This window comes from Thalassospira sp. UBA1131 (assembly GCF_002311515.1).
Taxonomy (GTDB): Bacteria; Pseudomonadota; Alphaproteobacteria; order Rhodospirillales; family Thalassospiraceae; genus Thalassospira.
Window position 1 is genome coordinate 92,898 of the sequence record NZ_DCAO01000036.1, and the last position, 24,399, is coordinate 117,296.

21 protein-coding genes are annotated in these 24,399 nt (G+C 51.9%); 16 read left to right on the forward strand and 5 right to left on the reverse strand.

The window, feature by feature from the left end; translation table 11 throughout:
* Nucleotides 1–4: 4 nt before the first annotated feature.
* Complete coding sequence (locus B3Z49_RS05550) at nt 5–1,480, forward strand: NAD-dependent succinate-semialdehyde dehydrogenase (protein WP_296988719.1); 1,476 nt, start codon at nt 5–7, stop codon at nt 1,478–1,480.
* 21 nt (nt 1,481–1,501) lie between these two features.
* Nucleotides 1,502–2,656, forward strand: coding sequence for an iron-containing alcohol dehydrogenase (locus B3Z49_RS05555; RefSeq protein ID WP_296988720.1), 1,155 nt, complete (start codon nt 1,502–1,504; stop codon nt 2,654–2,656).
* A 103-nt stretch (nt 2,657–2,759) separates the two neighbouring features.
* On the opposite strand, the gene B3Z49_RS05560 is transcribed toward B3Z49_RS05555, so the two are convergent.
* The gene (locus tag B3Z49_RS05560; RefSeq protein WP_296988721.1) at nt 2,760–3,707 is read right to left on the reverse strand and encodes a cyclase family protein; all 948 of its coding nucleotides are present in this window, start codon (nt 3,705–3,707) and stop codon (nt 2,760–2,762) included.
* Between the two features lie 709 nt (nt 3,708–4,416).
* Here B3Z49_RS05560 and B3Z49_RS05565 point away from each other — a divergent pair.
* Nucleotides 4,417–5,313 (forward strand): LysR family transcriptional regulator, encoded by an 897-nt coding sequence (locus B3Z49_RS05565; protein ID WP_296988723.1) that lies wholly within the window; start codon nt 4,417–4,419, stop codon nt 5,311–5,313.
* 34 nt (nt 5,314–5,347) lie between these two features.
* Here the strand turns inward: B3Z49_RS05565 and B3Z49_RS05570 are convergent, their stop codons facing one another.
* Nucleotides 5,348–6,298 carry an isoaspartyl peptidase/L-asparaginase family protein gene (locus B3Z49_RS05570; protein ID WP_296988725.1) on the reverse strand — a complete coding sequence of 317 codons (951 nt, stop codon included), beginning with the start codon at nt 6,296–6,298 and terminating at the stop codon, nt 5,348–5,350.
* A gap of 343 nt (nt 6,299–6,641) precedes the next feature.
* Between B3Z49_RS05570 and B3Z49_RS05575 the strand changes: the two genes are divergently transcribed.
* The 5 genes from B3Z49_RS05575 (at nt 6,642) to B3Z49_RS05595 (ending at nt 13,052) form a co-directional block, all read left to right on the forward strand.
* Nucleotides 6,642–8,471, forward strand: coding sequence for a dipeptide ABC transporter ATP-binding protein (locus tag B3Z49_RS05575; RefSeq protein WP_296988726.1), 1,830 nt, complete (start codon nt 6,642–6,644; stop codon nt 8,469–8,471).
* A gap of 77 nt (nt 8,472–8,548) precedes the next feature.
* Nucleotides 8,549–10,090, forward strand: coding sequence for a glutathione ABC transporter substrate-binding protein (locus B3Z49_RS05580; protein WP_296988728.1), 1,542 nt, complete (start codon nt 8,549–8,551; stop codon nt 10,088–10,090).
* Between the two features lie 67 nt (nt 10,091–10,157).
* Nucleotides 10,158–11,078 (forward strand): ABC transporter permease subunit, encoded by a 921-nt coding sequence (locus tag B3Z49_RS05585; protein ID WP_296988731.1) that lies wholly within the window; start codon nt 10,158–10,160, stop codon nt 11,076–11,078.
* Between the two features lie 9 nt (nt 11,079–11,087).
* Nucleotides 11,088–11,990, forward strand: a complete 903-nt coding sequence (locus B3Z49_RS05590) for an ABC transporter permease subunit (RefSeq protein WP_296988734.1) — start codon at nt 11,088–11,090, stop codon at nt 11,988–11,990.
* 24 nt (nt 11,991–12,014) lie between these two features.
* Nucleotides 12,015–13,052, forward strand: a complete 1,038-nt coding sequence (locus B3Z49_RS05595; RefSeq protein ID WP_296988737.1) for a P1 family peptidase — start codon at nt 12,015–12,017, stop codon at nt 13,050–13,052.
* A 101-nt stretch (nt 13,053–13,153) separates the two neighbouring features.
* On the opposite strand, the gene B3Z49_RS05600 is transcribed toward B3Z49_RS05595, so the two are convergent.
* On the reverse strand, nt 13,154–13,975 hold the full coding sequence (locus tag B3Z49_RS05600; protein ID WP_349676364.1) for a M55 family metallopeptidase: 822 nt from the start codon (nt 13,973–13,975) through the stop codon (nt 13,154–13,156).
* 144 nt (nt 13,976–14,119) lie between these two features.
* Between B3Z49_RS05600 and B3Z49_RS22075 the strand changes: the two genes are divergently transcribed.
* Complete coding sequence (locus B3Z49_RS22075; RefSeq protein WP_414716245.1) at nt 14,120–14,383, forward strand: hypothetical protein; 264 nt, start codon at nt 14,120–14,122, stop codon at nt 14,381–14,383.
* Nucleotides 14,384–14,466: 83 nt separating this feature from the next.
* On the opposite strand, the gene B3Z49_RS05605 is transcribed toward B3Z49_RS22075, so the two are convergent.
* A complete protein-coding gene (locus tag B3Z49_RS05605) occupies nt 14,467–15,504 on the reverse strand; it encodes a LacI family DNA-binding transcriptional regulator (protein WP_296988739.1) in 1,038 nt (345 codons plus the stop codon).
* A gap of 186 nt (nt 15,505–15,690) precedes the next feature.
* Here B3Z49_RS05605 and B3Z49_RS05610 point away from each other — a divergent pair, with 186 nt between their 5' ends.
* The 7 genes from B3Z49_RS05610 to B3Z49_RS05640 all read left to right on the forward strand — a co-directional run bounded on the left by B3Z49_RS05610 (nt 15,691) and on the right by B3Z49_RS05640 (nt 23,269).
* The gene (locus B3Z49_RS05610) at nt 15,691–16,716 is read left to right on the forward strand and encodes an ABC transporter permease (RefSeq protein ID WP_296988742.1); all 1,026 of its coding nucleotides are present in this window, start codon (nt 15,691–15,693) and stop codon (nt 16,714–16,716) included.
* 52 nt (nt 16,717–16,768) lie between these two features.
* Nucleotides 16,769–17,779 (forward strand): substrate-binding domain-containing protein, encoded by a 1,011-nt coding sequence (locus B3Z49_RS05615; protein WP_296988745.1) that lies wholly within the window; start codon nt 16,769–16,771, stop codon nt 17,777–17,779.
* 94 nt (nt 17,780–17,873) lie between these two features.
* Nucleotides 17,874–19,421 (forward strand): sugar ABC transporter ATP-binding protein, encoded by a 1,548-nt coding sequence (locus tag B3Z49_RS05620; protein WP_296988747.1) that lies wholly within the window; start codon nt 17,874–17,876, stop codon nt 19,419–19,421.
* Nucleotides 19,418–20,464: an ABC transporter permease gene (locus B3Z49_RS05625; RefSeq protein WP_296988750.1), complete on the forward strand. Its 1,047-nt coding sequence runs from the start codon at nt 19,418–19,420 to the stop codon at nt 20,462–20,464. The genes B3Z49_RS05620 and B3Z49_RS05625 overlap by 4 nt, the downstream gene beginning before the upstream one ends.
* An 11-nt stretch (nt 20,465–20,475) precedes the next feature.
* Nucleotides 20,476–21,477, forward strand: a complete 1,002-nt coding sequence (locus B3Z49_RS05630) for a dihydroxyacetone kinase subunit DhaK (RefSeq protein ID WP_296988753.1) — start codon at nt 20,476–20,478, stop codon at nt 21,475–21,477.
* Nucleotides 21,478–21,489: 12 nt separating this feature from the next.
* Complete coding sequence (locus B3Z49_RS05635) at nt 21,490–22,125, forward strand: dihydroxyacetone kinase subunit L (RefSeq protein ID WP_296988756.1); 636 nt, start codon at nt 21,490–21,492, stop codon at nt 22,123–22,125.
* A gap of 97 nt (nt 22,126–22,222) precedes the next feature.
* Complete coding sequence (locus B3Z49_RS05640; RefSeq protein WP_296988758.1) at nt 22,223–23,269, forward strand: aldo/keto reductase; 1,047 nt, start codon at nt 22,223–22,225, stop codon at nt 23,267–23,269.
* Nucleotides 23,270–23,735: 466 nt separating this feature from the next.
* On the opposite strand, the gene B3Z49_RS05645 is transcribed toward B3Z49_RS05640, so the two are convergent.
* Complete coding sequence (locus B3Z49_RS05645) at nt 23,736–24,131, reverse strand: hypothetical protein (protein ID WP_296988759.1); 396 nt, start codon at nt 24,129–24,131, stop codon at nt 23,736–23,738.
* Between the last annotated feature and the right edge of the window lie 268 nt (nt 24,132–24,399).

Genomic DNA, 24,399 nt, shown 5'->3' on the forward strand with positions numbered 1-24,399 from the left:
CACCATGACCATCCAGCTAAATGATACTGGCCTTTGGCAAACCCAGGGGCATATCGACGGCAAATGGGTTGCATCCGACAGCGGCAAGACCTTTGCGGTTGTTGACCCGGCCACCGGCGAACATCTTGCCGATGTGCCCGATATGGGCGCGGCCGAAACCAATCGTGCGATTGATGCCGCCAATGCCGCCCTTCCAACTTGGCGGGCCAAAACCGCCAAGGAACGTGCAAATGTATTGCGCAAATGGTTTGACCTCTGCATGGCGGCACAGGCCGACCTAGCATTGCTGATGACCCGCGAACAGGGCAAACCCCTGGCCGAGGCATCCGGCGAAGTGGCCTATGGCGCGTCCTTCCTTGAATGGTTTGCCGAAGAAGGCAAACGCATTTATGGCGATGTTATCCCGTCGCATGGGGCGGACAAACGCATCATCACCGTCAAACAACCGATTGGTGTTGTTGCCGCGATTACGCCATGGAACTTCCCGATGGCAATGATCACGCGCAAATGTGCCCCGGCCCTTGCCGCCGGTTGCACGGTCGTCATCAAACCGGCGGAAGATACCCCGCTGACCGCGCTTGCACTGGTCGAGCTGGCCAAACGCGCCGGGTTCCCCGATGGCGTAATCAATATCGTCACCGCATCACACGGGGCGGAAATCGGTGGTGAACTGACTGCCAACCCGATCGTGCGCAAGCTGTCCTTCACCGGCTCTACCCAAGTCGGCAAACTTTTGATGCGTCAATGTTCTGATACCGTCAAAAAAGTCAGCCTGGAGCTTGGCGGCAATGCGCCGTTTATTGTCTTTGACGACGCCGATCTGGATGCGGCCGTTGCAGGCGCGATTGCCTCGAAATACCGCAATGCCGGTCAGACCTGCGTCTGTGCCAACCGCATTCTGGTTCAGGAAGGTGTCTATGACGCATTTGCCGCCAAACTGGCCGAGGCAGTTGGCAAATTGCGTGTCGGTTTGGGCACGGAAGAAGGCATCACACAGGGCCCGCTGATCAATGCCAAGGCGATTGAAAAGGTCGAAGCACTGGTCGAAGACGCGGTTTCTCGTGGAGCAAAGGCTGTTCTGGGTGGTGATCGGGCCAAACCGGACAGCAACTTCTTTACCCCGACCATCCTGACCGGGGTTACGTCGGATATGCGGATTTTCTCCGAGGAAATCTTTGGTCCGGTTGCACCACTGTTCAAGTTCAGCAGCGAAGACGACGCCATTCGCATGGCCAATGACACGCCATTTGGTCTGGCGGCCTATTTCTATGCCCGTGATATCGGCCGCATCTGGCGGGTTGGCGAGGCGCTTGAATACGGCATCGTTGGCATCAACGAAGGCATCATTTCGACCGAATCAGCACCGTTTGGCGGGGTTAAGGAATCCGGTATCGGCCGCGAAGGGTCGAAATACGGCATCGATGACTTCGTCGAGATTAAATATATGTGCCTCGGCGGTCTCGCCGGGAATGCCAACTGATCCCGGATAAGGAGACACATCATGAGTTTCATGTTCCGAAGCGTGCCGCGCATCGTCTGCGAAGCCGGTGGCATTGCCAAGACCGGTATCCTGATGAAGGAACTCGGCGCCAGCCGTGTCACCATTGTCTGCGATCCCGGCATCGTCAAACTGGGCTTTGCGCAAAAAGCGCAAGATGCACTTGAGGCCGCCGGTATCGCGGTTCAGGTCTTTTCCGAGGTCGAAGCCGACCCGCCCCAGAAAATTGTCGAAGCCGCCATTGCCGGTGCACGTGACTGGAAGGCGGATGGCGTAATCGGTCTTGGCGGCGGCAGCTCGCTTGATAGTGCCAAGCTGGTTGCATTGCTTGCCAACAGCGATCAGGCCATCGAAGAGATCTATGGGGTGGACAAGGCAACCGGTGATCGCCTGCCGTTGATCCAGATCCCGACCACCGCCGGGACCGGATCGGAAGTTACATGGGTGTCGGTGATTACCGATAACGACCACCTCAAACAGGTTGTCTACACCCCGCAACTGATGCCCGATATCGCCCTTCTTGATGCGGAACTGACCTATGGCCTGCCAAAAAAGGTCACAGCGGCCACGGGCCTTGATGCCATGGTCCATGCAATCGAAGGCTATACCAGCCGGACGCGCAAGAACCCGATTGCCGATGGCATGGCGGTCACCGCCCTTTCGCTGCTGGGCAAAAACCTTATGAAGGTGATTGAAAATCCGGGTGACAAGGAAGCACGCTCTGCCATGTTGCAGGGATCGCTGATTGCCGGGATGGCCTTTGCCAATGCATCGGTTGCCGCCATTCATGGATTGGCCTATCCGCTGGGCGCACGTTTCCACATCCCGCATGGTCATGCCAATGCACTGGTCATGGCGCAGGTGATCCGCTTTAACCTGCCAGCCGCGAAAAAGCTGTATGCCGAACTCGCCCCGTGCCTGATCGAAGAGGTCGATTTCGACAGCGAAGACGCCGCCGCCGAGGCGTTCGTCAAAAGGATCGAGGAAATGGTCCCGGCCAGCGGTCTTGAAATCCGCCTGCGCGATCTTGGCGTCACCGAAGAGTCCCTGCCGGAAATGGCCGAGGAAGTCTTTACCAAGATCCATCGCCTGATCGACAGCAATCCGCGCGACATGACCGCCGAGGAAATCGAGGCGATTTATCGCAGCGTTTATTAATTTGCCCGTTTGCAAACTTCGGTTTGTATCGTGGCACAAGAACCGGCGGCCTGTTTGGTCGCTTGGCCGCCGGTTCTAAAGTTATCAAAATGATCAGATCGGCTTAACGAATGGCAACCGGGTTGATGATCATCTGTACAGCGCCCTTAAGCTTGGCCTGCCCGAGAACGAACAGGAACTCGTGCGCCCGGTCTGCGGCCAGGTCCCGGGTGACGATATTTTCAAGAATATAGACACCGTTTTCTGCCAGAAGCTTCACATGGACCGGAAAGAAAGCACTGGGATCTTCATGGGGAACAGCTTCAAGCCCCCATGTATCGGCACCAACGGCCACAACACCCTGATTTGCCAACCATTCCGCTGCTTCCAGACCAAGGCCCGGTTCGGTCGTTCCGTAAAGCTCATTGTCCTTCCCGACCAAATCAAGCCATCCGGTATGGATCAGAGCCACATCTCCCTTGCGAATTTCGGTACCCGCAGCTTTTTGAGCCGCGATGATGTCCTCAAGGGTGATGACATAGCCGCCTTCAAGACGATCCGTCCCCTTTACCGCAGCAACGTCGAGCAAGACACCACGTGTTGCCATCGGCGGCACATGTTCGATGCCTAACTTGGTCAGGCCGGTGGCTGCGACCATGTCTTCGGCGTGGTTATTGTTATAATAGGTATGATGATCACCCAGATGGCCCAGACCATCAATCTGTGTCCCGACACCGAGCCAGCCGGTGAACATGTCATCGTTATAGGTTCCCGCATTGCTGCCGATTGTTTTGTTACCACTTTGTCCGGGCGAGAAAACCGTCACAGCGACACCACGTGGTGCAAAGGCCGGCGTATCACGTGAAATTTCCATCCCCAGTGAATAGACCTTGCCTTCGGAAATCAGCTTACTGGCTGCAAGTGTTACTTCCGAAGTGAGATAGTTCGCTGCCCCGATTTGATCATCAGGTCCAAACGGTGATGTGAACCGGTCATCGGCCGAAGCGGTACCGATTGCGCCGATAAGACCAAGCATCATGGATGCAGAGACAAGCATTTTTGCTTTTTGCATTTTTTCCTCCCTAAGTTGATAAGGACTCAGGGAACAGCAATTCTAATGCCAACAAAAAAATGGCTTAAAACGGCGATCGTCAAAAGGAATATGAGCGGCAACCGATCAATCGAACACCTGACATGATCGGTTGCCGCTCCGGCAAAACATGCAGGCGATCAGCCTGTCTCACCAAGTTCGCAATTTTTGTCATTCTATCTTTTGGGAAAAGCGATGGTGCCCCCCGGGGAGAATCGAACTCCCAATCACTAAGTGAAACAGATTTTGAGGACATGTAACAATCAATAGTATCAATACTTTTCCGAGATATTCTTTATATTTTGATACTCGATTTTTCGAATACCACATGGTTTCACAGAACGGTTTTCTAAATATTTCTGATCGTACGCTCCACTAGCTACCAGCATCAAAATTTATGTTAACAACATTCTTGAGGCCAAAAGAAAAGTTAAACTAGTCGTTGGAAGCGAGCATTATGAAACGTGCTCGGTTAAGACGGCACCTCATAGACACATCAGTCAGAGGACATTGCATTCCCCCTTCATGATTTCTCGAAATGCACCCTCACCTCTGGACTAAAAAACTGAAAAAATTCAGAACGATCCAATCATCCCGTCCAACATGCAGTGTTCCCCTTTCAGCCTGATCGCTGTTATTGTGATGACAATTGTGCAGTCCCCTCTTTAATCGCTTTATCAAGGGCCTCGAGATGGAAATAAAATGGCTTGAAGATTTTGTTTCGCTCGCCAGAACCCGGAATTTTTCGCGATCTTCCGAAGAACGCAATGTGACACAGCCGGCTTTTAGTCGCCGCATTCGCGCCCTTGAAAACTGGATCGGAACCGATCTGATTGATCGGCGAACATATCCGATACAATTGACCGAAGAAGGCAGGCTATTTCGCGACACGGCAGAAACTGTGCTGCACGATATTTACCGTGACCGTGCGCAGTTTCATCAATTGCAACATGCCGCGCGCCCCGATATCCGCATTGCCGCAGCGAGCACACTCAGTATCAGCTTCATTCCAGCCTGGCTTAAAGAAATTCAGCAATCCATCGGTCCATTTACCTCCAATATCATGACGGAAAATTTCCACGATATGGTGCGACATCTTGCTGATGGGGACATTGATTTTGTTCTGCAATATTGCAGCCCGAGTGTTCCGGTTCTGTTTGATACAACGCAGTTTCGCGCCTTAACGCTCGCACGCGAAAAGATGATTCTGGTTGCCCCGTGCGATGCAAATGGCGATCCGGTTGCGCACCCCGGCCAAAGCGGTCCGGTGCCATATGTCGGCTATTCGAAAAACGGCTATTTTTCGGAGATTGAGTCCCTGATTTTCGGGGAAAATCCCGGCACAGCAAAACGGTTAAAACGCATTAGCGAAAGCCCGACATCTGAATTTGTAAAACGCATGGCCATTGAATTTGAGGCACTGACCCTGGTTCCTGAAAGCTGCGCGAAAGCCGAATTAAATCGTAAGGAACTGGTTCAGATTGATGCCCCAAACTGGACCCACGAACTCGACATTCAGATTTACCGGAAAAGCGACACCAAACGTTTGATCACCCGCAAGCTATGGGAAACCCTGACCGAGAGTTGACCGTGTCAAAGGCCCTCGATCAGGGACAGGTGATTTAACCTTGATGCGGTTCGTCATCTCGATAGATGAAGGTCTCAAACCGGCCATCCTGGGTCACAACACCGCGATACATGCCCTCGCTATTCATCGGCATGGAAACGTTGCCGTTGGCATCCACCGCGACAAGGCCACCTGATCCGTCATTTTTACCCAAATCTTCCATCACAATGTGATCAGCAGCCACGGCAAGGCTTTCACCCCGATGGCGCATGCGCGCTGCGATTTCATGTGCCGCACAATACCGAATGAAAACTTCACCGTGGCCGGTGGCCGAAATGGCACATGTCTGATTATCGGCAAAGGTGCCCGCGCCGATGACCGGTGAATCCCCGATCCGGCCCGGGGCCTTTGCCGTCATGCCGCCGGTAGAAGTCGCTGCGGCAAGTTTACCGTTGGCATCACATGCAACCGCCCCGACCGTGCCATGGCGCCGTGCCGGATCATCGCTTTCCTTACCCTCGGCACGAAGCTTCAATGTTTCCTGAAGAGCATGCCAGCGGACCTCTGTATGAAAATAGTCATCTTCTTCGAAGCGTAACCCAGCGTCACGGGCCATCTTGATGGCGGCATCCGCACCAAAGAAAACATGTTCCGACTGATCCATAATCAGGCGGGCAACTCTGACCGGGTTACGCGGGCCACAAATGCCGGCCGTTGCCCCAACATGACGATTTGTGCCTTCCATCACGGCCGCGTCCATTTCATGTTTGCCGTCAGCTGTAAAAACAGCCCCCCGCCCGGCATTGAACAATGGATTATCTTCCAGGGCACAGACGGCCTCGACGACCGCATCAACAGCATCGCCGCCCTTTTCCAACACCGCATAGCCAGCCTCAAGCGCCAACTTGATACCCGCATGATAGGCCGTTTCTTTTTCTGCGGTCATTTGACGACGCAAAATAGTGCCCGCACCGCCGTGCACTGCCAACGAAAATCGATTAGTCATTATGGAGGCTCCTGCGATAAGGCGGGTGGAATTCCGATATCATTTTGGCAAATATTATCGCCTAAGCCCCCCATGACAACTCGCCGATTTTAATCGGGAAACGCGATCATACCTGCTTGGCATAACGCCCAAGGCCGATATGGCGCGCAACCAAATGCGTTTGTGCCCCTAATTCGGTAGGGACGGTCTTTTGTTCAATCAGCCCTTTATCGGGAACTATGCCAAATCAGCATAGTTGTTGCCAAATCAGCTTTGGCCGAAGTTTGACCTCCTCGTTAACGTCCCGTCACAAGCAAGAGAACTCCGCGGCACAATGACCGCGATCGATATCAGGGATTTTTGAATGCCAGAACAAACGCGCCCGTCGCTTTTATCCGTACGCAATCTGACTGTCGCCTTTGGCAAAGACAAAATGTCCCCAACGGTCGTAAGGAACCTTGATCTTGATGTGCGCAAGGGCGAAACCGTCGCCATTGTCGGCGAATCAGGGTCCGGTAAATCGGTTACGGCTCTTTCGATGATGCGCCTTATTGAGTTTGGCAACGGCAATATCGTCGACGGGTCGATCAACCTTGTACGGCGTGACGGCAAGACTTCCGATATCTGCAAGCTTGACGACGAAAGCGCCCGGACACTGCGCGGTGATGAAATCTCGATGATTTTTCAGGAACCGATGACGTCACTTAATCCGGTTTTCACGATCGGCGAGCAGTTGATTGAGGCGATCGCGACCCATCAGAAACGCAGCCGCAAGAACGCCGCAGCGATTGCCATCGAGATGCTTGAAAAAGTGCGCATTCCCGATGCGCGCAATCTGATGAAACGCTATCCGCATCATCTTTCAGGCGGCATGCGCCAACGTGTGATGATTGCGATGGCCCTGTCCTGCCGCCCACAGTTGTTGATTGCGGATGAGCCGACAACGGCATTGGATGTCACCATTCAGGCACAGATTCTGCGCCTGATACATGATCTTCAGGTCGAAAATGGCATGTCGGTCCTGTTTATTACCCATGATATGGGCGTTGTTTCGGAAATTGCTGATCGGGTGATCGTAATGTTCCGTGGCGAGAAGGTTGAAGAAGGTCCGGTCAAGGACATTTTTGCCAAACCGCGGCACCCCTATACCAAGGCGCTTTTGCAGGCTGTACCGCGACTGGGTTCAATGAAGGGAACCGAACTTCCGAGCCGTTTTGCCATTCCCGGTGAAGAACCAAGAGAACAGGCAGCCCCTGCCACCAAGATTGATTACACCCAATCGCCGCTATTGTCGGTCCGTGACCTTACGACGCGTTTCGACATCAAAGAAGGTCTGTTTGCCAAAACCACCAAACGAGTCCATGCCGTCGAAGGCATTGATCTCGACATCTGGCCGGGGGAAACGCTTGGACTGGTAGGCGAGTCCGGATGCGGAAAGTCAACAACCGGGCGCTCGATCCTCAAACTGGTGCAATCACAGTCATCGCGGCTATTGTTTGATGGTCAGGACATGTCGTCCATGTCCAATACTGACCTGCAAAAACTGCGTCGGCAAATCCAGTTTGTTTTTCAGGACCCCTATGCATCGCTGAACCCGCGCCTGACAGTCGGTTATTCGATTTGCGAGCCGATGTTGATCCACCGTCTTGAAAACCCGAAAAACGCGATGGACAAAGCCGTCTGGCTGCTTGAGCAGGTTGGTCTTTCTGCTGAACATGCCAAACGCTATCCGCATGCTTTTTCAGGCGGGCAACGTCAACGCATTGCTATTGCGCGTGCACTGGGGACGGATCCTAAGTTGATCATCGCCGACGAAGCGGTTTCGGCCCTTGATGTTTCGGTTCAGGCCCAGGTGATTAACCTGATGATGGACCTTCAGGAAAAATTCGGCCTGGCATGGCTGTTCATTTCCCACGACATGGCCGTCGTTGAACGGGTCAGCCATCGCATCGCCGTGATGTATCTGGGGCAAATTGTTGAAACCGGTACACGACGCAATGTGTTTGAACATCCCGGTCATGCATACACGCAACGCCTGATGGATGCCGCACCAATCCCCGATCCGTCGCTGCGCATCGAACAGCGCCCCCTTATCACCGGCGAAGTACCAAGTCCTGTCAGGTCGATTAACAATCCTCCTACACGGCATGCCCTGCGCGAAATTTCGCCCGGGCATTTCATTACCGCGGAATAAACGTCCAATCCATCTATCCCGAATGGTCAGGTCAAAAAACAAGAACGACCACCCTAATCAGCAAAGAGGCATCAAACATGAAGCTATTGAAAACCGCACTTTTCAGCGCCACCATTATGGCTGGAACCTTTGGGGCATTTCAGTCTCAGGCAGCAGAACTGTCAATTGCACTTAACCAGATTGTGCAGGGGCTGAACCCGCAGGATTCAAACTACAATGTCGACTATTCCGTCGCGAATGGCATCTATGAGCGCCTTATTGCATTTGACGGCGATATGAAGCTTGCTCCGCAGCTTGCAACGGGGTGGGAAGGCAATGAAAACGCAACCGTATTTACCCTGCATCTGCGCAAAGGTGTGAAATTCCAGGACGGCACCGATTTCAACGCAGCCGCTGTTAAGTTCAACCTTGATCGTCTTGCAGACCCGAGCCTGAACCTGAAAAAGCACAGCTTGTTCAAGCTGATTGAATCGGTTGAAACCCCGGACGATTACACCGTTGTCATCAAGCTGAGCAAGCCGTTTGGCGCAATGATCAACACCCTGGCACACCCGTCTGTCGTGATGGAAAGCCCGGCTGCCATCGAGAAATATGGCAAAGACATTTCCAAGCATCCGGTCGGCACAGGCCCGTTTAAATTTCAAGAGTGGATCCCGGGTGAAAAACTGGTTGTTGTAAAGAATGACAATTACTGGGATGCCGAGTGGCCGAAGCTTGATAAGGTTACCTTCTATCCGGTGGCAGAAAACGGCACCCGCGTTTCGATGCTGATGTCCGATGAAGTTCAGTTTGTGCCGATCCTGCCGGCCGAGCTGATGAAACGGGTTAGCGAGTCTGACACCTACGAAGTTATTGAAAAGCCCGGTATCTCGGTGTGGGTCATGGCGATGAACATGATGCGCAAGGAATTCCAGGATATTCGGGTCCGTGAAGCCTTCAACCTCGCGATTGACCAGCAAGCCTTCACGCAGGTTGTTTATGGTGGCCACGCCATTGTCCCGGATTCTCCGTTGGCACCGGCAACCCAGTTCTATGCAAGCCAGTCGCCGGAACTTTCGACCGATATTGCCAAGGCAAAGGAATTGATGAAAGAGGCCGGTTATGAAAACGGCTTTGAAGTCAATCTTTGGGCCCGCAACAACTCGACTGAAGTCCGCATGCTGCAATTCCTTAAGCAGCAGTTGTCGCAGATCAATGTCAATGTGCAGATCGTTCCGCTCGAAGGCGCAACCCGTGCGGAAAAACTGTTCGGTTCTAGCGTAACGCCGGAAACCGCCGAATTTGATATGGTGATTGGCGGTTGGTCACCGTCTACCGGTGACGCTGACTGGCATCTGCGTCCGGTTTATTCGACCGAAGGCTGGCTTCCGAACATGTATAACGAAGCGTTCTATTCCAATCCGACCGTCGACAAAGCCGTTAACGATGCGCTTGAAACGGCAGATCCGATTCAACGTTCTGCGGCCTATGCGATTGCACAAGAGCAAATCTGGAAAGACAAGCCTGTTGTCTGGCTGGCGATCGAAAATGCCTTGGCCGGGCGCAAAAAAGGTCTTACCGGTGCATTCCCGATGCCCGATGGCACCATGCAGTATGCCCACGCGGCTTTCGAAGAATAAGCCTGCCTGAAAACAAAGACCCGGTATCGCCTGTGCGGTACCGGGTCGCTTTGACCAAGAGCATCAAATGCTGCAATATTTTCTGCGACGGCTTTTTGCCCTGATCCCGGTTCTTTTTCTGATTTCGTTATTTGTTTTTCTGTTCGTGCACGCTTTGCCAGGTGATCCTGCGCGTGTCCTTGCCGGTGACAATGCCACCCTCGAAGAAGTTGAAATCGTTCGGCGCACCCTAAACCTTGATGCGCCACTCCACGAACAGTATTTTGATTTTATCAGCAATATCGTCCAAGGCGATCTTGGTGTTTCCCTGCGAACTCGTGAACCTGTCACCACCATGATTGGCCGGGCATTTATGCCGACCGTGTGGTTGGCGCTGTGCGCACTTGGCTGGTCGGTTCTTTTTGGACTGCTTTCCGGTGTCATTTCGGCCGTAAAGCGTGGCAGTGTTGGCGACCACGTCGGTATGTTTGCCGCCGTATCGGGCATTTCGATGCCCCCCTTCTGGCTTGGATTGCTGTTGATGCAGTTTTTCTCAGTCCAACTGGGCTGGTTCGGCACCAGCGGCTTTGATGCCCCGGCCGACCTTGTTTTGCCATCGCTTACGCTTGGCGCCGGGGTGGCTGCAATCATGGCGCGCTTTACGCGCTCTGCCGTTATTGAAGTCATCCGTGAAGACTACATCAGAACCGCACGTGCCAAGGGATTGACCGAAAAGCTTGTGATCTGGAAGCACGCATTGCGCAATGCGTTGATTCCGGTTGTCACCATGGCGGGCTTGCAATTCGGGTTCTTGCTTGGCGGTTCCATCGTTATTGAACGCGTCTTTCGCTGGCCTGGTATGGGGTCGCTTTTGCTTGATGCCATCAGTTTCCGCGACTACGCCGTCGTTCAGGCGGAAATCCTGATCTTCTCGCTTGAATTCCTGCTGATCAATCTTCTCGTCGATCTGCTTTATGCGGTCATCAATCCGAAAATTCGCTATAGCTAGGATACGGTCATGACGCAACAAACTGACATTGTCATTGATGCTGCCCCGGCAACCGGCGAAGCGGCAGCAAGCCCTTTCAAGGAATTCTGGGGGCGTTTTTCAAAGCGAAAAGTCGCCGTTGCCGCGGGGATTTTCCTTCTTCTGATGTATGTTATTGCCTTTCTTGCCCCGGTGATTTTACCGTTTGGGCCGAACAGCTTTGACTACATGAATACCCTTCAAACGCCATCCGCCCTGCATTGGGCAGGCACAGACGAGTTTGGCCGCGACATTTTTGCCCGTTTGATGAATGGTGCAAAACTATCAATGTTCATCGGCTTTACCTCGGTTTCTGTGGGAGCTGTGGTTGGCATTCTCGCCGGTCTTTTTGCCGGATATTACGGTGGCTGGCTTGATGCCTGCACCATGCGGATATCGGATGTATTGTTCGCCTTTCCGGGCATTTTGCTGGCAATCGGAATTGTCGCAATTCTTGGTCCGGGATTGACCAACGTCATTATTGCCGTTGCGATTTTCAGTGTCCCTGCATTTGCCCGTATTGTGCGGTCCGGCACCCTTGCGCACAAAGAAAGCACCTATGTCGAAGCCGCCCGCGCCGCCGGGGCATCGAACATGATCATCATGTTCCGCCATATCCTGCCAGGTGTTCTGGGGGCTGTGATTGTTTATTTCACCATGCGCATCGGGACATCGATCCTGACGGCAACCAGCCTGTCATTTCTCGGCCTTGGGGTTGAACCTTCAACGGCTGAATGGGGGGCGATGCTGTCGACGGGACGTGATTACATGATGGCGGGTGAATGGCATCTGACCCTGTTCCCGGGGATTGCCATTTTCATCACCGTTCTCTCCTTTAACATCTTGGGTGACGGGCTTCATGACGCACTTGATCCAAAACTTGACAGGGAATAAGCCATATTTGGGTGGTGCGCAGAAATGACCGGACACTTTCGAGATACCTTTCCGCCGTTGGACTGGTGGGTTCATCCCACCGGCCCGAACAACCTGATCACAGATGTGTCTGGCGTTAGCGTCGGACATTATACCCACAACACAGGCGATACGGCCCGCACGGGCGTTACCGCCATCCTGCCCCATAACGGCGATCTCTTTGACCGGCCGGTTCATGCGGCATCAGCTGTGCTTAACGGCTTTGGCAAAAGTGCCGGTTTGGTCCAACTCGACGAGCTTGGTGAAATCGAAACACCGATCATTTTGACCAATACGTTTGCTGTGGGCGATTGCAGCAAGGCATTGACCAAACGGGCCATTCGAGCCAATCCGAAGATCGGTCGCAAGATGCCGACCGTTAATCCGTTGGTTCTGGAATGTAATGACGGTGTGGTGAATGATATTCAGGCATATCACGTCACCGACGAAATGGTCGATTTTGCCATTGACCATGCAAGTGCCAATTTTGCCCAAGGCACCGTTGGTGCCGGCACCGGGATGAAGACGTTTGGCTTTGCCGGAGGCATTGGGTCTGCATCGCGCATCGTCAAGTTACAAGACAAGACCAAATACAATCTGGGCGCCTTGGTGCTTTCCAATTTCGGTCAGAAATCCGAATTGCGGGTGATGGGCAAGAAACTCTCGGCCTTTGATCATGCCTGCCCGGATGTCGTCGACAAGGGGTCGATCATTATCGTACTGGCGACAAACGCACCGCTTGATTCCCGCCAACTTGGCCGGGTTTGCAAGCGAAGCGGTGCCGCCCTTGGTCGACTTGGCAGTTTTTGGGGCCATCAAAGCGGCGATATCGCTGTTGCATTCTCGACCGCGAACAGCCATTCAAGGTCGGACAACATCAGGTACGATGCTGTTCGTCTGTCAGAAAACTGCATGAATGAATTTTTCCATGCATCCGTTGAGGCGGTTGAAGAAGCCGTGCTTAATGCCCTTTGGTTTGGGCGTGCCAGTAATGGCTATGACGGGAAAAAGCTGCCTGAATTCTGTGCCCTGTTTGAACAGTAATCAGACTTTTCGATATCGGCTTGTTAAACAAAATGCCCCGCTTTGAAAGCGGGGCATTTTGTTTGGAAGCGCCAGCATCGCTTGGAAAAATTGGCGTCTGGCTATTGCATCCCTGCAATCATCAGAGACAACGCCGAAATTGTGCTAATGGCATCTGCATGGCCTTTAACATCAAAACTTACGGTGTGCGCATCATGGCGTGTCATCATCGGCAACAATGAAGCTGCGTCGGCATATAGCGACTTGTGAAAACGCACCGATACATTCAGCGCCCCCGTGCAAGGGGATTCAACCTTTGCGGATTTGGCGTTTTTGACGGCCGCACTTACTTCCCTGCGAATCAATTCACGTGATTTGGCTGGTGACAGGCTGTTGGCGGCATGCGCGCCCAGGGCCTGCTTTACAACAATCGTTTTCGCATTGGGGAATTGTTCGGATATTTCCCCGGCCAGGCAATCATCGCCGCTGACAGCAAGCAACGGCACACCGATTTCTGCTGCATATCCGCCAAACAAAGTCGGTTCTCCGGCACGTATCCCATTGATCTCGATAGAGTGAAACGCCATGCCGCTTACAGTGTGGGCCAAAATGCCCGCATTGGATGCGGCTGCGTGATAGCCTATCAGCAGAACACCGTCATGGTTTGCATCAATGCCCTGGATCATCGACAAAGGCCGGGGTTTTCCCGAAACAAGACGCGCGCGTTCATCAAGATCTTCGGCGATGATGTTACGCATCGGGCCGTGGGAATCAGCAACAATCACATCGGTTGCACCACCTTCATATGCGCCAACAATTGCAGCATTGGCTTCCTGCGTCATCAGATGCCGCGCCCCTTCATATTCTGCGTTTCCGCGGCGACCTTGGATGGTTTCGCTTACGCCAGCTACACCCTCGATGTCGACCGATATCATTATCCGCATTCTTGTCTCCGAAATCGTATTTCAACTTTATTGTAAAATTTAGGACATAGCGAAGACTGACAGCCAATGCCGATATGACATGATCTATACGGGGCAAAACAGTAATCGGAAGGTCACAGATTTCTCAGTGAGCCAAACATGAGGATGGTCCAAAGTGAAGGTCCTATCATTATTGAAGGGCCCTTCACAAAGAACGCCACTCTCTGCAGCCTGCTGAACGCGCTCAGACCAAGTCAATTGGTCTACACCACGACAGACAGTTCGGGTACCAGTTTTGGTGCTGCAATGCTCACCTTGAATTCCACCAGAGAAAACCCGCGAGACCCCAAATCTGTTGAGGCAAGCACGTTCCCCGGATTAGACAGCTATCGCCAAAAGTGGCGACAACTTGTCTGCTCGGCAAAATAAAAACTCTTTGAAATCTGCTATTGGCTATGGAAAAGCGATGACAGCAATTCAATCTCCTAGCGTGAGCAAGATTTAACCAATGATCAATTACTGACAATATAAGGCTTTGTGCTAGCCCGCTGCACGAGCTCCGCACCGATCTGGATTTTTGTAGATGGCAAGTCTTTATCAGAGCTGAGCAACTCATCTAACACCATCACCGCCATGCTGCCGATTTTTCGCTTTGATACATCGACAGTAGTTAATGGTGGATCGAATGTAAGGCTCATTGGCAGATTATCAAAACCTACGATCGAGACATCGTCGGGAATTCGATATCCCTTCTCTTTCAAGGCCTTTGTAAATCCATAGGCCATGATGTCATTTGCACAGAAATAAGCGTCAGCGATGTCATCCCCAATAAGGGCGACACTATCCTCGTAAGCACTTGCGATTGTCGAACCAATCGCAAGAACGTGCTTATGGTCAACGGATAAACCAAGAACATCCATAACCTTCAGGAAGGCTCTCTTTCGAAGTTCGAAGTTGTGTGTTTCAGTTTCGCTACCAACAAAGCCAATTTTAGTAAAACCAAGTCCATGTAAATAATGAAGGACCTTGTGAACGGCCTCAGCGTTGTTCATATCGACGAAATTGGCGTCGATCAGATCGTAAAACGTATCGATGAACACGACCGGAATGCGCAATTCCTGAATTCTTTGAACATCTTCTCGACTTAACTCAGTACCAAGCACGATCGCAGCAGTCGCATCTGACACCATCATCAGCTCAGCAACATCTGATATCTTCGCGTTGTCGCTGCTTACAACTTGAAGGTTATAGCCCCGACTCGCTGCTTCTGCCGACATCCCATCGATGTAGTCAGAAATGAAGTGACTATGATCACGATTAACCGTGCGTCCATGCTTGGAGAGCTTGAGAAACTTGATGATTTTCTGCTCAGGATTGCGAGTTCGTGATGAACGCGGCGCATAGTTCAGCGACGAGACAACTTCTAACACTCTGGAACGGGTTGCTCCAGAAATCTCACCTTTTCCATTGAGCACCAAAGACACCGTAGACGGGGAAACTCCTGCAAGTTTAGCGATCTCTTTGATCGTAGTTTTTTGTTGTTTTTTCATACAGTTAACCCTGACACCTCATCCCATCACGCCCGTCATTTATTTTGTTTAATAAACACGCAACCCCATACAATGCAACTCTGGAATAGTCCATTAACTGCAAAAGGCCGCTTGCCAACATAAAATTCAGTTGCTAGATTTTAGTCAACAAATCAAAAAATTTACTAAACGCATAAGGGAGGATTTATGCGTACCAAAGACGGGCACTTTACCGTCCTGATCGCGCTCATCGTAATTTTGATGACGTCGGGAGCACTCGTATCTGACGGCCAATATCTATCTTTATTCAACTTGCAATCCATGGCAGGACAAGTACCAGAGATTGGCCTCCTTGCAATCGGGGTCATGCTGGCAATGTCTGTTGGCAATGGCGGGATTGAATTGTCTGGCATTGCTCTCGCAAACTTGTCAGGTGTCGTAGCGGCAACTGTTGCAGCATGCTTTGTTTCGGCCTCTGGTGAGCCTGCTACATTCTCTCTTATCTTTATTCTTGCAGCCTTGACTGTTGGTTTGCTCGGCGGGTTACTCAATGGATTATTGATCGCTTATCTCAAGATCACGGCCATTCTGTGTACGCTTGGCACACAGATGTTTTTCATCGGCCTGGCCGTTGTGCTGTCTGACGGACGATCTGTTCGTGTAGGAGCCCCTGCCCCTCTCTACGATATCGGCAACGGCTATCTCTTCGAGGTACCGGTAAGCTTTCTTCTTTTCATTTCGGTCGCATGCTTTATCGGCTTTGTGCTGCGCTACACACCCTTTGGTTTGTGGCTGATGATGACCGGCTCAAACCCAAAAGCATCCGAATATGCGGGCTTTCCCAAGCACAAAGTGATCGTTGCAACTTACACGGTTAGCGGGATCCTGTCTTCGCTAGCCGGAATCATCATCGCGTCGCGAACCATCAACGTGAAATGGGATTATGGGACATCATACCTGCTTGTCGCCATTCTGATTGCCGTGATGGCTGGCGTCCGCCCTGAAGGTGGCTACGGGCGGGTCGTATGCGTTGTTCTGTCCGCCATTACACTTCAGCTGATGTCGAGCATGTTGAACTTTATGGAACTCTCAAACTTCGTTCGAGACTTCGCGTGGGGAGCACTACTGCTTGGCTTCCTCGCCATTGGACGGTTCCGTCTCATTGACTTCTTTAGTCCGCAAGTGCGTGCGGTCTCATCTTCTGTGCAAAGCCCTCAAGCACAGAAGCAATAATAACGAGGGCATTGTCCGCCTAAACAAGGATTTCCATTTCGGGAGGAAACTGATGAAATTCTCTACTCTCTTAAAGAACTCAGCCTTTGCAGTCGCAGCACTCTCAGCTGTTGGTCTTGCAACACCTGCATCTGCCCAAGACAGCAAAGCAATTACGACTGTCGTTAAAATTAGCGGTATTCCATGGTTTGACCGCATGGAAACCGGCGTCAAGATATTCGCTGATCAAAACCCAGACATGGATATCCGCCAAGTAGGTCCGGCAAATGCTGACTCAGCACAACAACTGCAAATCGTTCAGGATCTCGTCGCTACCGGTGTGGATGCTTTAGCGATTGTACCAATGGATCCAGATATCCTCGAAGGCATTCTCGGTCGAGCAATGGATCGCGGAACGATCATCGTTACACACGAAGCTGATAACCAGGCCAACACCCATGCTGACATTGAAGCATTCGACAACAGTGATTATGGCGCAGCCCTGAACGAGCGCCTCGCGCAGTGCATGGACGGAGAGGGAAAATGGACGACTTTTGTTGGTTCATTGGGAAGCCGCACTCACATGCAGTGGGTAGGTGCCGGTGAAGAAAATGCCGAGAAATATCCAGGCATGGAACTGGTCGATCCAAATAATGAGTCGTTTGATGATGCAAACGGCACATACGAAAAAGCCAAGGAAATCCTGCGCAAACACCCCGACATCAAGGGCTTCCAAACCTCTGCGGGCAATGATGTTTTGGGCGTAGGTCGCGCAATCGAAGAAGCTGGTCTAACTGGCAAGGTTTGTCTGGTAGGTACTGGCCTTCCAAACCCGTCCGCAGCATATCTGGACTCTGGCGCCATCACCGCAATTGGCTTTTGGGATCCTCAGAAAGCAGGCATGGCAATGAATGCTGTTGCCAAGCTCATGCTTAAAGGCAAGCAAGTCACTGATGGCATGGACCTCGGCGTTGAAGGTTACGAGAGCGTCACCGTCACGCAAGGCGCAGGCAAGGGTCTACTGATTGTGGGTAACGGCATGGTTCTAGCCGATAAGGATACCTACAAGGACTACCTTTTCTAAGCTGAAGTAGACGTGAAGGTCCGGCAGGGTTCATCAAACCTGCCGGATCGATCAGTCATGTTTGAACTCATAGTCAGCCGAAAGGGAATTATTGGTGACCGAGTTAGATCATCAAAACCGCTGCTTCCTTGAGCTGCGAAATATTCACAAGCGTTTTGGCGGCGTGCATGCGCTTCGCGGCGTCGACATGTCTCTGAACGCGGGCGAGGTATATCATCTGCTTGGCGAGAATGGTTGCGGCAAAAGCACTGTTATCAAAATAATGGCAGGCGCCCATCCGCCTAGTGAAGGCGAAATCATTCTCGATGGCAAAGCCCACAAAGAACTCACTCCGATCCAATCACTCGATTTCGGGATAGAGACTGTCTATCAGGACCTGTCGTTGATCCCGAATTTAACAGTTATGGAAAACGTGGCACTGAGCGAGCAACTTGTCGAAAGCCATGGCAGCTTGATGAGCAAGCTTGACCGTCCCCGACTTAAGGAAACTGCGACACGCGCACTGTCACAAGTTGGCCTTCCGGTAAACCACGAACTGTTGGGTTCTATCGTCTCGGAATTGCCGCTGGCCATTCGACAACTGATCGCAATTGCACGCGCAATCGCCTGTGAAGCGCGTTTGGTTATCATGGACGAACCAACGACATCTTTGACCCGGCGAGAAGTTGAAAACCTGATCGCTGTAGTCTCGCGCTTACGCGCGCAACATGTTGCCGTGCTCTTCGTAACCCACAAGCTTGAGGAATGTTACCGTATCGGCGGGAATGCAATCGTATTTCGCGATGGTGAATGTGTCGCGCAAGGCCCAATCGAGAGTTATACCCGCGCTGATCTGGCCGAACTGATGACCGGGCGTCAAATCAGCGAGAAGCGTTACCGCAAAGCCGCGCCATCCCAAAACACCCTGTTGTCGATCACGGGACTCTCCGTCCCTGGGCGCTTCAACGATGTAACATTCAAGCTCAACAAAGGCGAAGTGCTCGGTATTACCGGACTGTCAGACTCAGGACGTAACGAGCTCGCTCTGGCCATTGCAGGCATTCGCCCTGCAGAAAATGGCACAATCGAAGTTGGTGGTAAGCCTGTAAGTATCAGATCGTCATCGGAATCGATAAGTGCAGGAATTGGATATGTCCCAGAGGACCGTCTGTCCGAGGGACTGTTTCTAAATAAGTCGATTTACCAAAACGAGATTGCACTCATTCTTCGAAAACTCGCGGGGAAACTCGGTATTCTCGATATGCAAAAAGGCAAACAGATTGCCCGCGATATATCTGAGAACATGCGTCTGAATACTGCCGATATTGAGCTTCCTGTTTCTGCACTTTCCGGGGGCAACCAACAGCGTGTTTTGATCGGCCGTTGGCTCAGCATCAACCCCGAAATACTCGTGTTACATGGCCCGACTGTTGGCGTCGATGTGGGCTCGAAAGATGCGATCTACCAAACAATTCAAACAATGGCTGAAGACGGAATGGGCCTTGTAATTGTCAGCGATGACCTTCCCGAGCTTTTGCAGAACTGCGATCGAATTCTTGTAATGAATGCGGGAGACGTGATCGCAGAACTGGATGGTGCATCAACCAACGAGGACGAGATTTATCAAGCCATGCTTGGATCAGTACAGGAAGGTGCGGCATGAGTTCATCCGAAACTTCCAAAAACTTGCTTGCTGCGCAAAGCCACTCATCAAATCGACTGGGCAATCTGATATCCAAACGGCCCGAGTTTGTAACCTTGGGCCTGCTGGTCGCAATCTGCATTGCCGTTTCAATCGCCAACCCTGCGTTTCTAACGCCGACCAGCTTGATTGATATCGGGCGCGCCAGCGTTGTCATCGGTCTGTTCGCCCTGGGAGTATTTGTCATTCTCGCGGCGGGCGGAATTGATGTCTCTTTTACCGCCATCGCAGCCCTGACCATGTATGCAGTCACATTATTAGTGCAAACCTGTGCGCCGGGACTGCCGATCATTTTCGTGTTTGCCGTTGCGGTGATCGGTGGGATCATCCTTGGTGTTGTGAATGGATACCTCGTTTATACGCTCAACGCCCCTTCCCTGATCGTCACTATTGGAACGCAATACCTTTTTCGGGGCGGATTGCTGGCCTTCATCGGTACAACATGGATCATGGAACTGCCCGGCGAAATGGGCACCTTTGGCAGGGTTTCGCTGCTCGAGTTTGAGGCTGCGAACGGCGCAGTCGTAAGCTTGCCAATGTATTTCCTGATTTTGCCAGCCGCCGCCATACTGACATGGTGGATCACACGACGGACGCTAATGGGACGGGCGATCTTCTCATTGGGGGGCAACCCGGAGGTAACTGCTCGGCTCGGCTACAATGTCAAAATTGTCCATCTGTTTCTTTTTGGATACTCAGGAGCCCTCGCCGGGCTTGCAGGTATTGTTCATGCAACAGCCAACCGCCTTGCAAATCCATTCGATCTGGTTGGGACAGAGATTGCAGTCATTGCAGCGGTCGTTCTCGGTGGTGCGCGTATTACCGGCGGCACGGGCTCGGTCATCGGAACCATGCTTGGCGTTCTACTGGTTGTCGTTGTCGACAATGTTCTTGTGATGGTCGGAATTCCCAGCACTTGGCAACGGGTCTTTGTTGGCGCCTTCATCCTACTCGCGGCTGCCTTTTTCGTTACCCGACAACGTAAATTCAAACCCACGAAATAAAAGAGTTCGCCATGAAAAAGTTTCTCAATGATCCGAAGAATTTCGTCGATGAAATGCTCGAAGGCATTTACCTCGCCAACCCTGAGGTTACCTATGTCAACGATGACAAGCGTTGCTATGTGAAAACCAATCCCAAGAAGGGCAAAGTAGGTATTGCGACCGGTGGCGGTTCAGGACACCTCCCCTTGTTCCTTGGCTATGTTGGAGAAGGCATGCTTGATGGGACGGCAGTAGGCGGCGTATTCCAATCTCCGAGCGCAGAGCAAATGCTTGAGGTTACCAAGCATATCGATCAGGGCGCTGGCGTTCTGTACATCTACGGAAACTATACTGGCGATATTATCAATTTCGACATGGCTACCGAGCTCTCCGATCTTGAAGATATCACCGTGAAATCCGTTGTAGGCAACGATGATGTCGCTTCTTCCGTTGTTGGTGAAGAACACAAGCGTCGCGGCGTAGCAGGCATTTTCTTTCTGTACAAAGCCGCAGGTGCTGCCGCAGAAGAAGGCATGTCACTTGATGAAGTCGTGCGTGTGACGGAAAAAGCGAAAGAACGCACTCGCACCATCGGCGTCGCATTAAGCAGCTGCACGATCCCCGAAGTTGGCAAGCCCTCATTTGAAATCGGCGCGGATGAAATGGAAATCGGCATGGGCATTCATGGCGAGAATGGCATCAGTCGCAAAAAGCTGACCCCGGCTGATCCGCTCATTGATGAAATGATGGCGAAAATCTATGCCGAGCAAGACTACAAGGCCGGAGACGACGTCGCTGTACTGGTCAATGGTCTTGGGGCAACTCCCCTTGAAGAACTCTACATTCTGTTCCGCCGGGTGTCCCAGCTCATGAGCGAACGCAACATTAACGTTAAACACGTTTGGGTTGGTGAATTTGCCACCTCGATGGAAATGGCTGGCGCATCGGTTTCCGTGCTGCATCTTAATGCAGAGCTGGACCGCCTTATGGGAGCCAAGGCGAACACGCCATTCTTCAAACACTTTGCCAAATAAGCCGAGATCCAGATGGACAAGATAAAGAACAGTGACATTTCCGCTCTATTCAAAGCACTTCACCAAACGTTTGAAGAGAACCGAGAGACTTTGATCGCACTTGATGCCAAGGTTGGTGATAGCGATCTTGGTATTACAATGAATGCCGCATTTGAAGCGGCTCGCAACACAGTTGCCTCAATGAGCGAAGACCCGCTCGGTAAACAATTCAAAATGGCCGGTGCTGCAATGGCAAAGGCGGCTCCCTCGACCATGGGTACGTTGACGGCAACGGGCTTTATGCGTGGTGGTAAGGTCCTTGATGATGCCGAGAGTATCGGCACAACCGAAATGGCAGCCTTCTGGCGGGCCTATGCCGATGGCATAGCAGAGCGTGGCCGCGCAAAACTTGGCGACAAAACCGTTCTCGATGTGCTGGTCCCAATTGCCGAAAGCCTCGAACAGGCAGCTGATAACGGTGCAGGGCTACCAGAGGCCACAAACGCGGCATTTGACGCCGCGGAAAAGGCGCTTGAAGCTACCAAGGACCTTATCGCGCAACATGGCAAGGCCGCAGCTTTCGCAGAAAAAAGCAAAGGCCTTCAAGATGCTGGGGGCACCGTAGCTGCGCTGATTATTTCAACGATTGCAACCTTCGCCAACGATTAAAAACGAGGAATACAGCTCCGACTGGTCACTCCCTCAAGTCGCGCCGTATTCCTCGCACTCCCTTTGCCGCCACGAACATAAAAAGTAGGAAAACGTTATGGAATACAGAACACTCGGCAGATCCGGCCTGAAAGTCTCAGCCATTTCGATGGGTACTTTCACATTCGGTGGTAAGGGTCCTTTCGGCATGGTCGGAAATCAGACTGTCGCGGATGCCCGAAAACTTGTCGACTGCTGCCTGGACCATGGCGTGAACCTCTTCGATACAGCCAATATGTATTCGGCGGGCCTTTCCGAGCAAATCCTTGGTGAAGTTCTCGATGGTCGACGTGATCAGGTTTTAGTCACGTCGAAGGCTCGCATGCGTATCGGTGGCGGGCCGAATGACGAAGGCGTAAGCCGCTATCACCTGATACGAGAGTGCGAAAAGACACTTAAAAATCTCCGCACTGATCATATCGATATCTATTTCATGCACGAGTGGGATGGCGTCACCCCGGTCGAGGAAAAGATGGCAGCCCTTGATACCCTCGTTACTCAAGGTAAGGTGCGGTATGTAGGATGTTCGAACTACTCCGGATGGCACATCATGAAATCGCTGCAAGCATCTGAGCGCGATAGGCGCGTTCGGTTTGTTACACAGCAAATCCATTACACCCTTGAGGCACGTGAAGCCGAATACGAGTTGTTGCCAATCTCGGTAGATCAAGGGTTGGGCGTTTTGGTCTGGAGCCCTCTGGCTGCGGGCTTGCTGAGTGGCAAGCACACACGTCAGACGCCTGTCGCTCCCGGGTCTCGTCAGGCTGCGGGCTGGACCGAACCACCCATCCGGGATCAGGAACGTTTGTGGGAAATAGTTGACGTCCTCATCTCCGTGGGTGCGAAACATGGTGTTGAAGCGGCCCAGATCGCGTTGGCTTGGCTACTCACGCGCCCGGCAATTTCATCCCTTGTCGTGGGTGGCAGCAATACCAACCAATTCAAGGCCAACTTCCACGCGCTGGACATCAAACTCGACGCTGAGGACCTCAAAGCGCTGAATCAAGTCAGCCAACCTGAGTTAATCTACCCCTATTGGCATCAAAACCAGTTCGCCATCGATCGCTTCTCAAACGGCGACTGGGCACTGCACGAGCGAGAGTAGTACAGCAATTGACGACGAAGAAGAGGCCGTTGTGCTACACAGCCATCAAAAGACTTATAGCCCGAATCAATAAAAACAATGATAAATTGAATCGGTGTCCGATCAGGGCAAAGCTAGGGTAATTTGCCAGTTAGAGACACCAACTCATGACTGCCCCATGTCCTGTTGTTATGCTGTTCGTCTTAAAGCTATGTGCATTCCATATTGCATAGGGTCTATGCAAGCGCCAAGCACAGAGTATCGAAGCATTGCAGTTGCTTACAAAGACGCTGCTGCCCCTAAGTTACACCATCTGTTCAATCAAAAACGCTACTTCTGCGGAAATAGACCCTGAACGCTTAAACACCAAGGCGCTCTCTCAAGATTTTCTGCGCAAGCTGTGTTTCCCTCGCAACTCCAATCCTGACGCATCGACAAGCGCCGAGCACTCATAAAGAAATAGGTCCCGTTCGACTACCAACGGAACCTATTTGACCAGTGGCTCGATTGCCTGTCCTTTAACGTTACCTTCCGCATGAGGCCAGACGTATTGGTATTCTATCTGATAAATCAGCCGCCCCTGCAGCACAGGGGCATAAAAAGATGTCGGTAAACCACAAAGAAGTGGCCCCGGATGCACCGAAAAAACATACTTCAGTCCGCTCAGCATAAAATCACACAATGCACGACTGCTTGCGACTGGGCGACCTGGTTGCAAATATTTCAACGCAAGGCCAGAATCCAAGCTCCTATTGAGCGAAAGGCTGATTTCAGATTTGTCAATTCCTAACGATTCTGCCCCCCTGACCGAGAGAGCATCATTCTCCTTCAATGCATCACCTTGCTGAAAGCGCAGTTCATTTTGCAAGCTGATCTGCTTCAACAAGACAACGATATCCTAGCTTTTCATGACTTGGCTCTTGAAAAAAAATTTTCCCATTGTCCATGAACTATGGACAATTTCCCACGTTAATATCAAGTGTCACGTGCCACCAAAGGTGACCATTCGACTTCTTTCAAAATCAACGTCTTAGCATTTCCGATTGCCAATTAGGTTGACATGGATTTACGCATAAGTTGACATAAAGTTGCTGAATTGACAAAAAATCTGACAATTTCCCATCGCTTCCAATACGGAACGCTTGAACGCA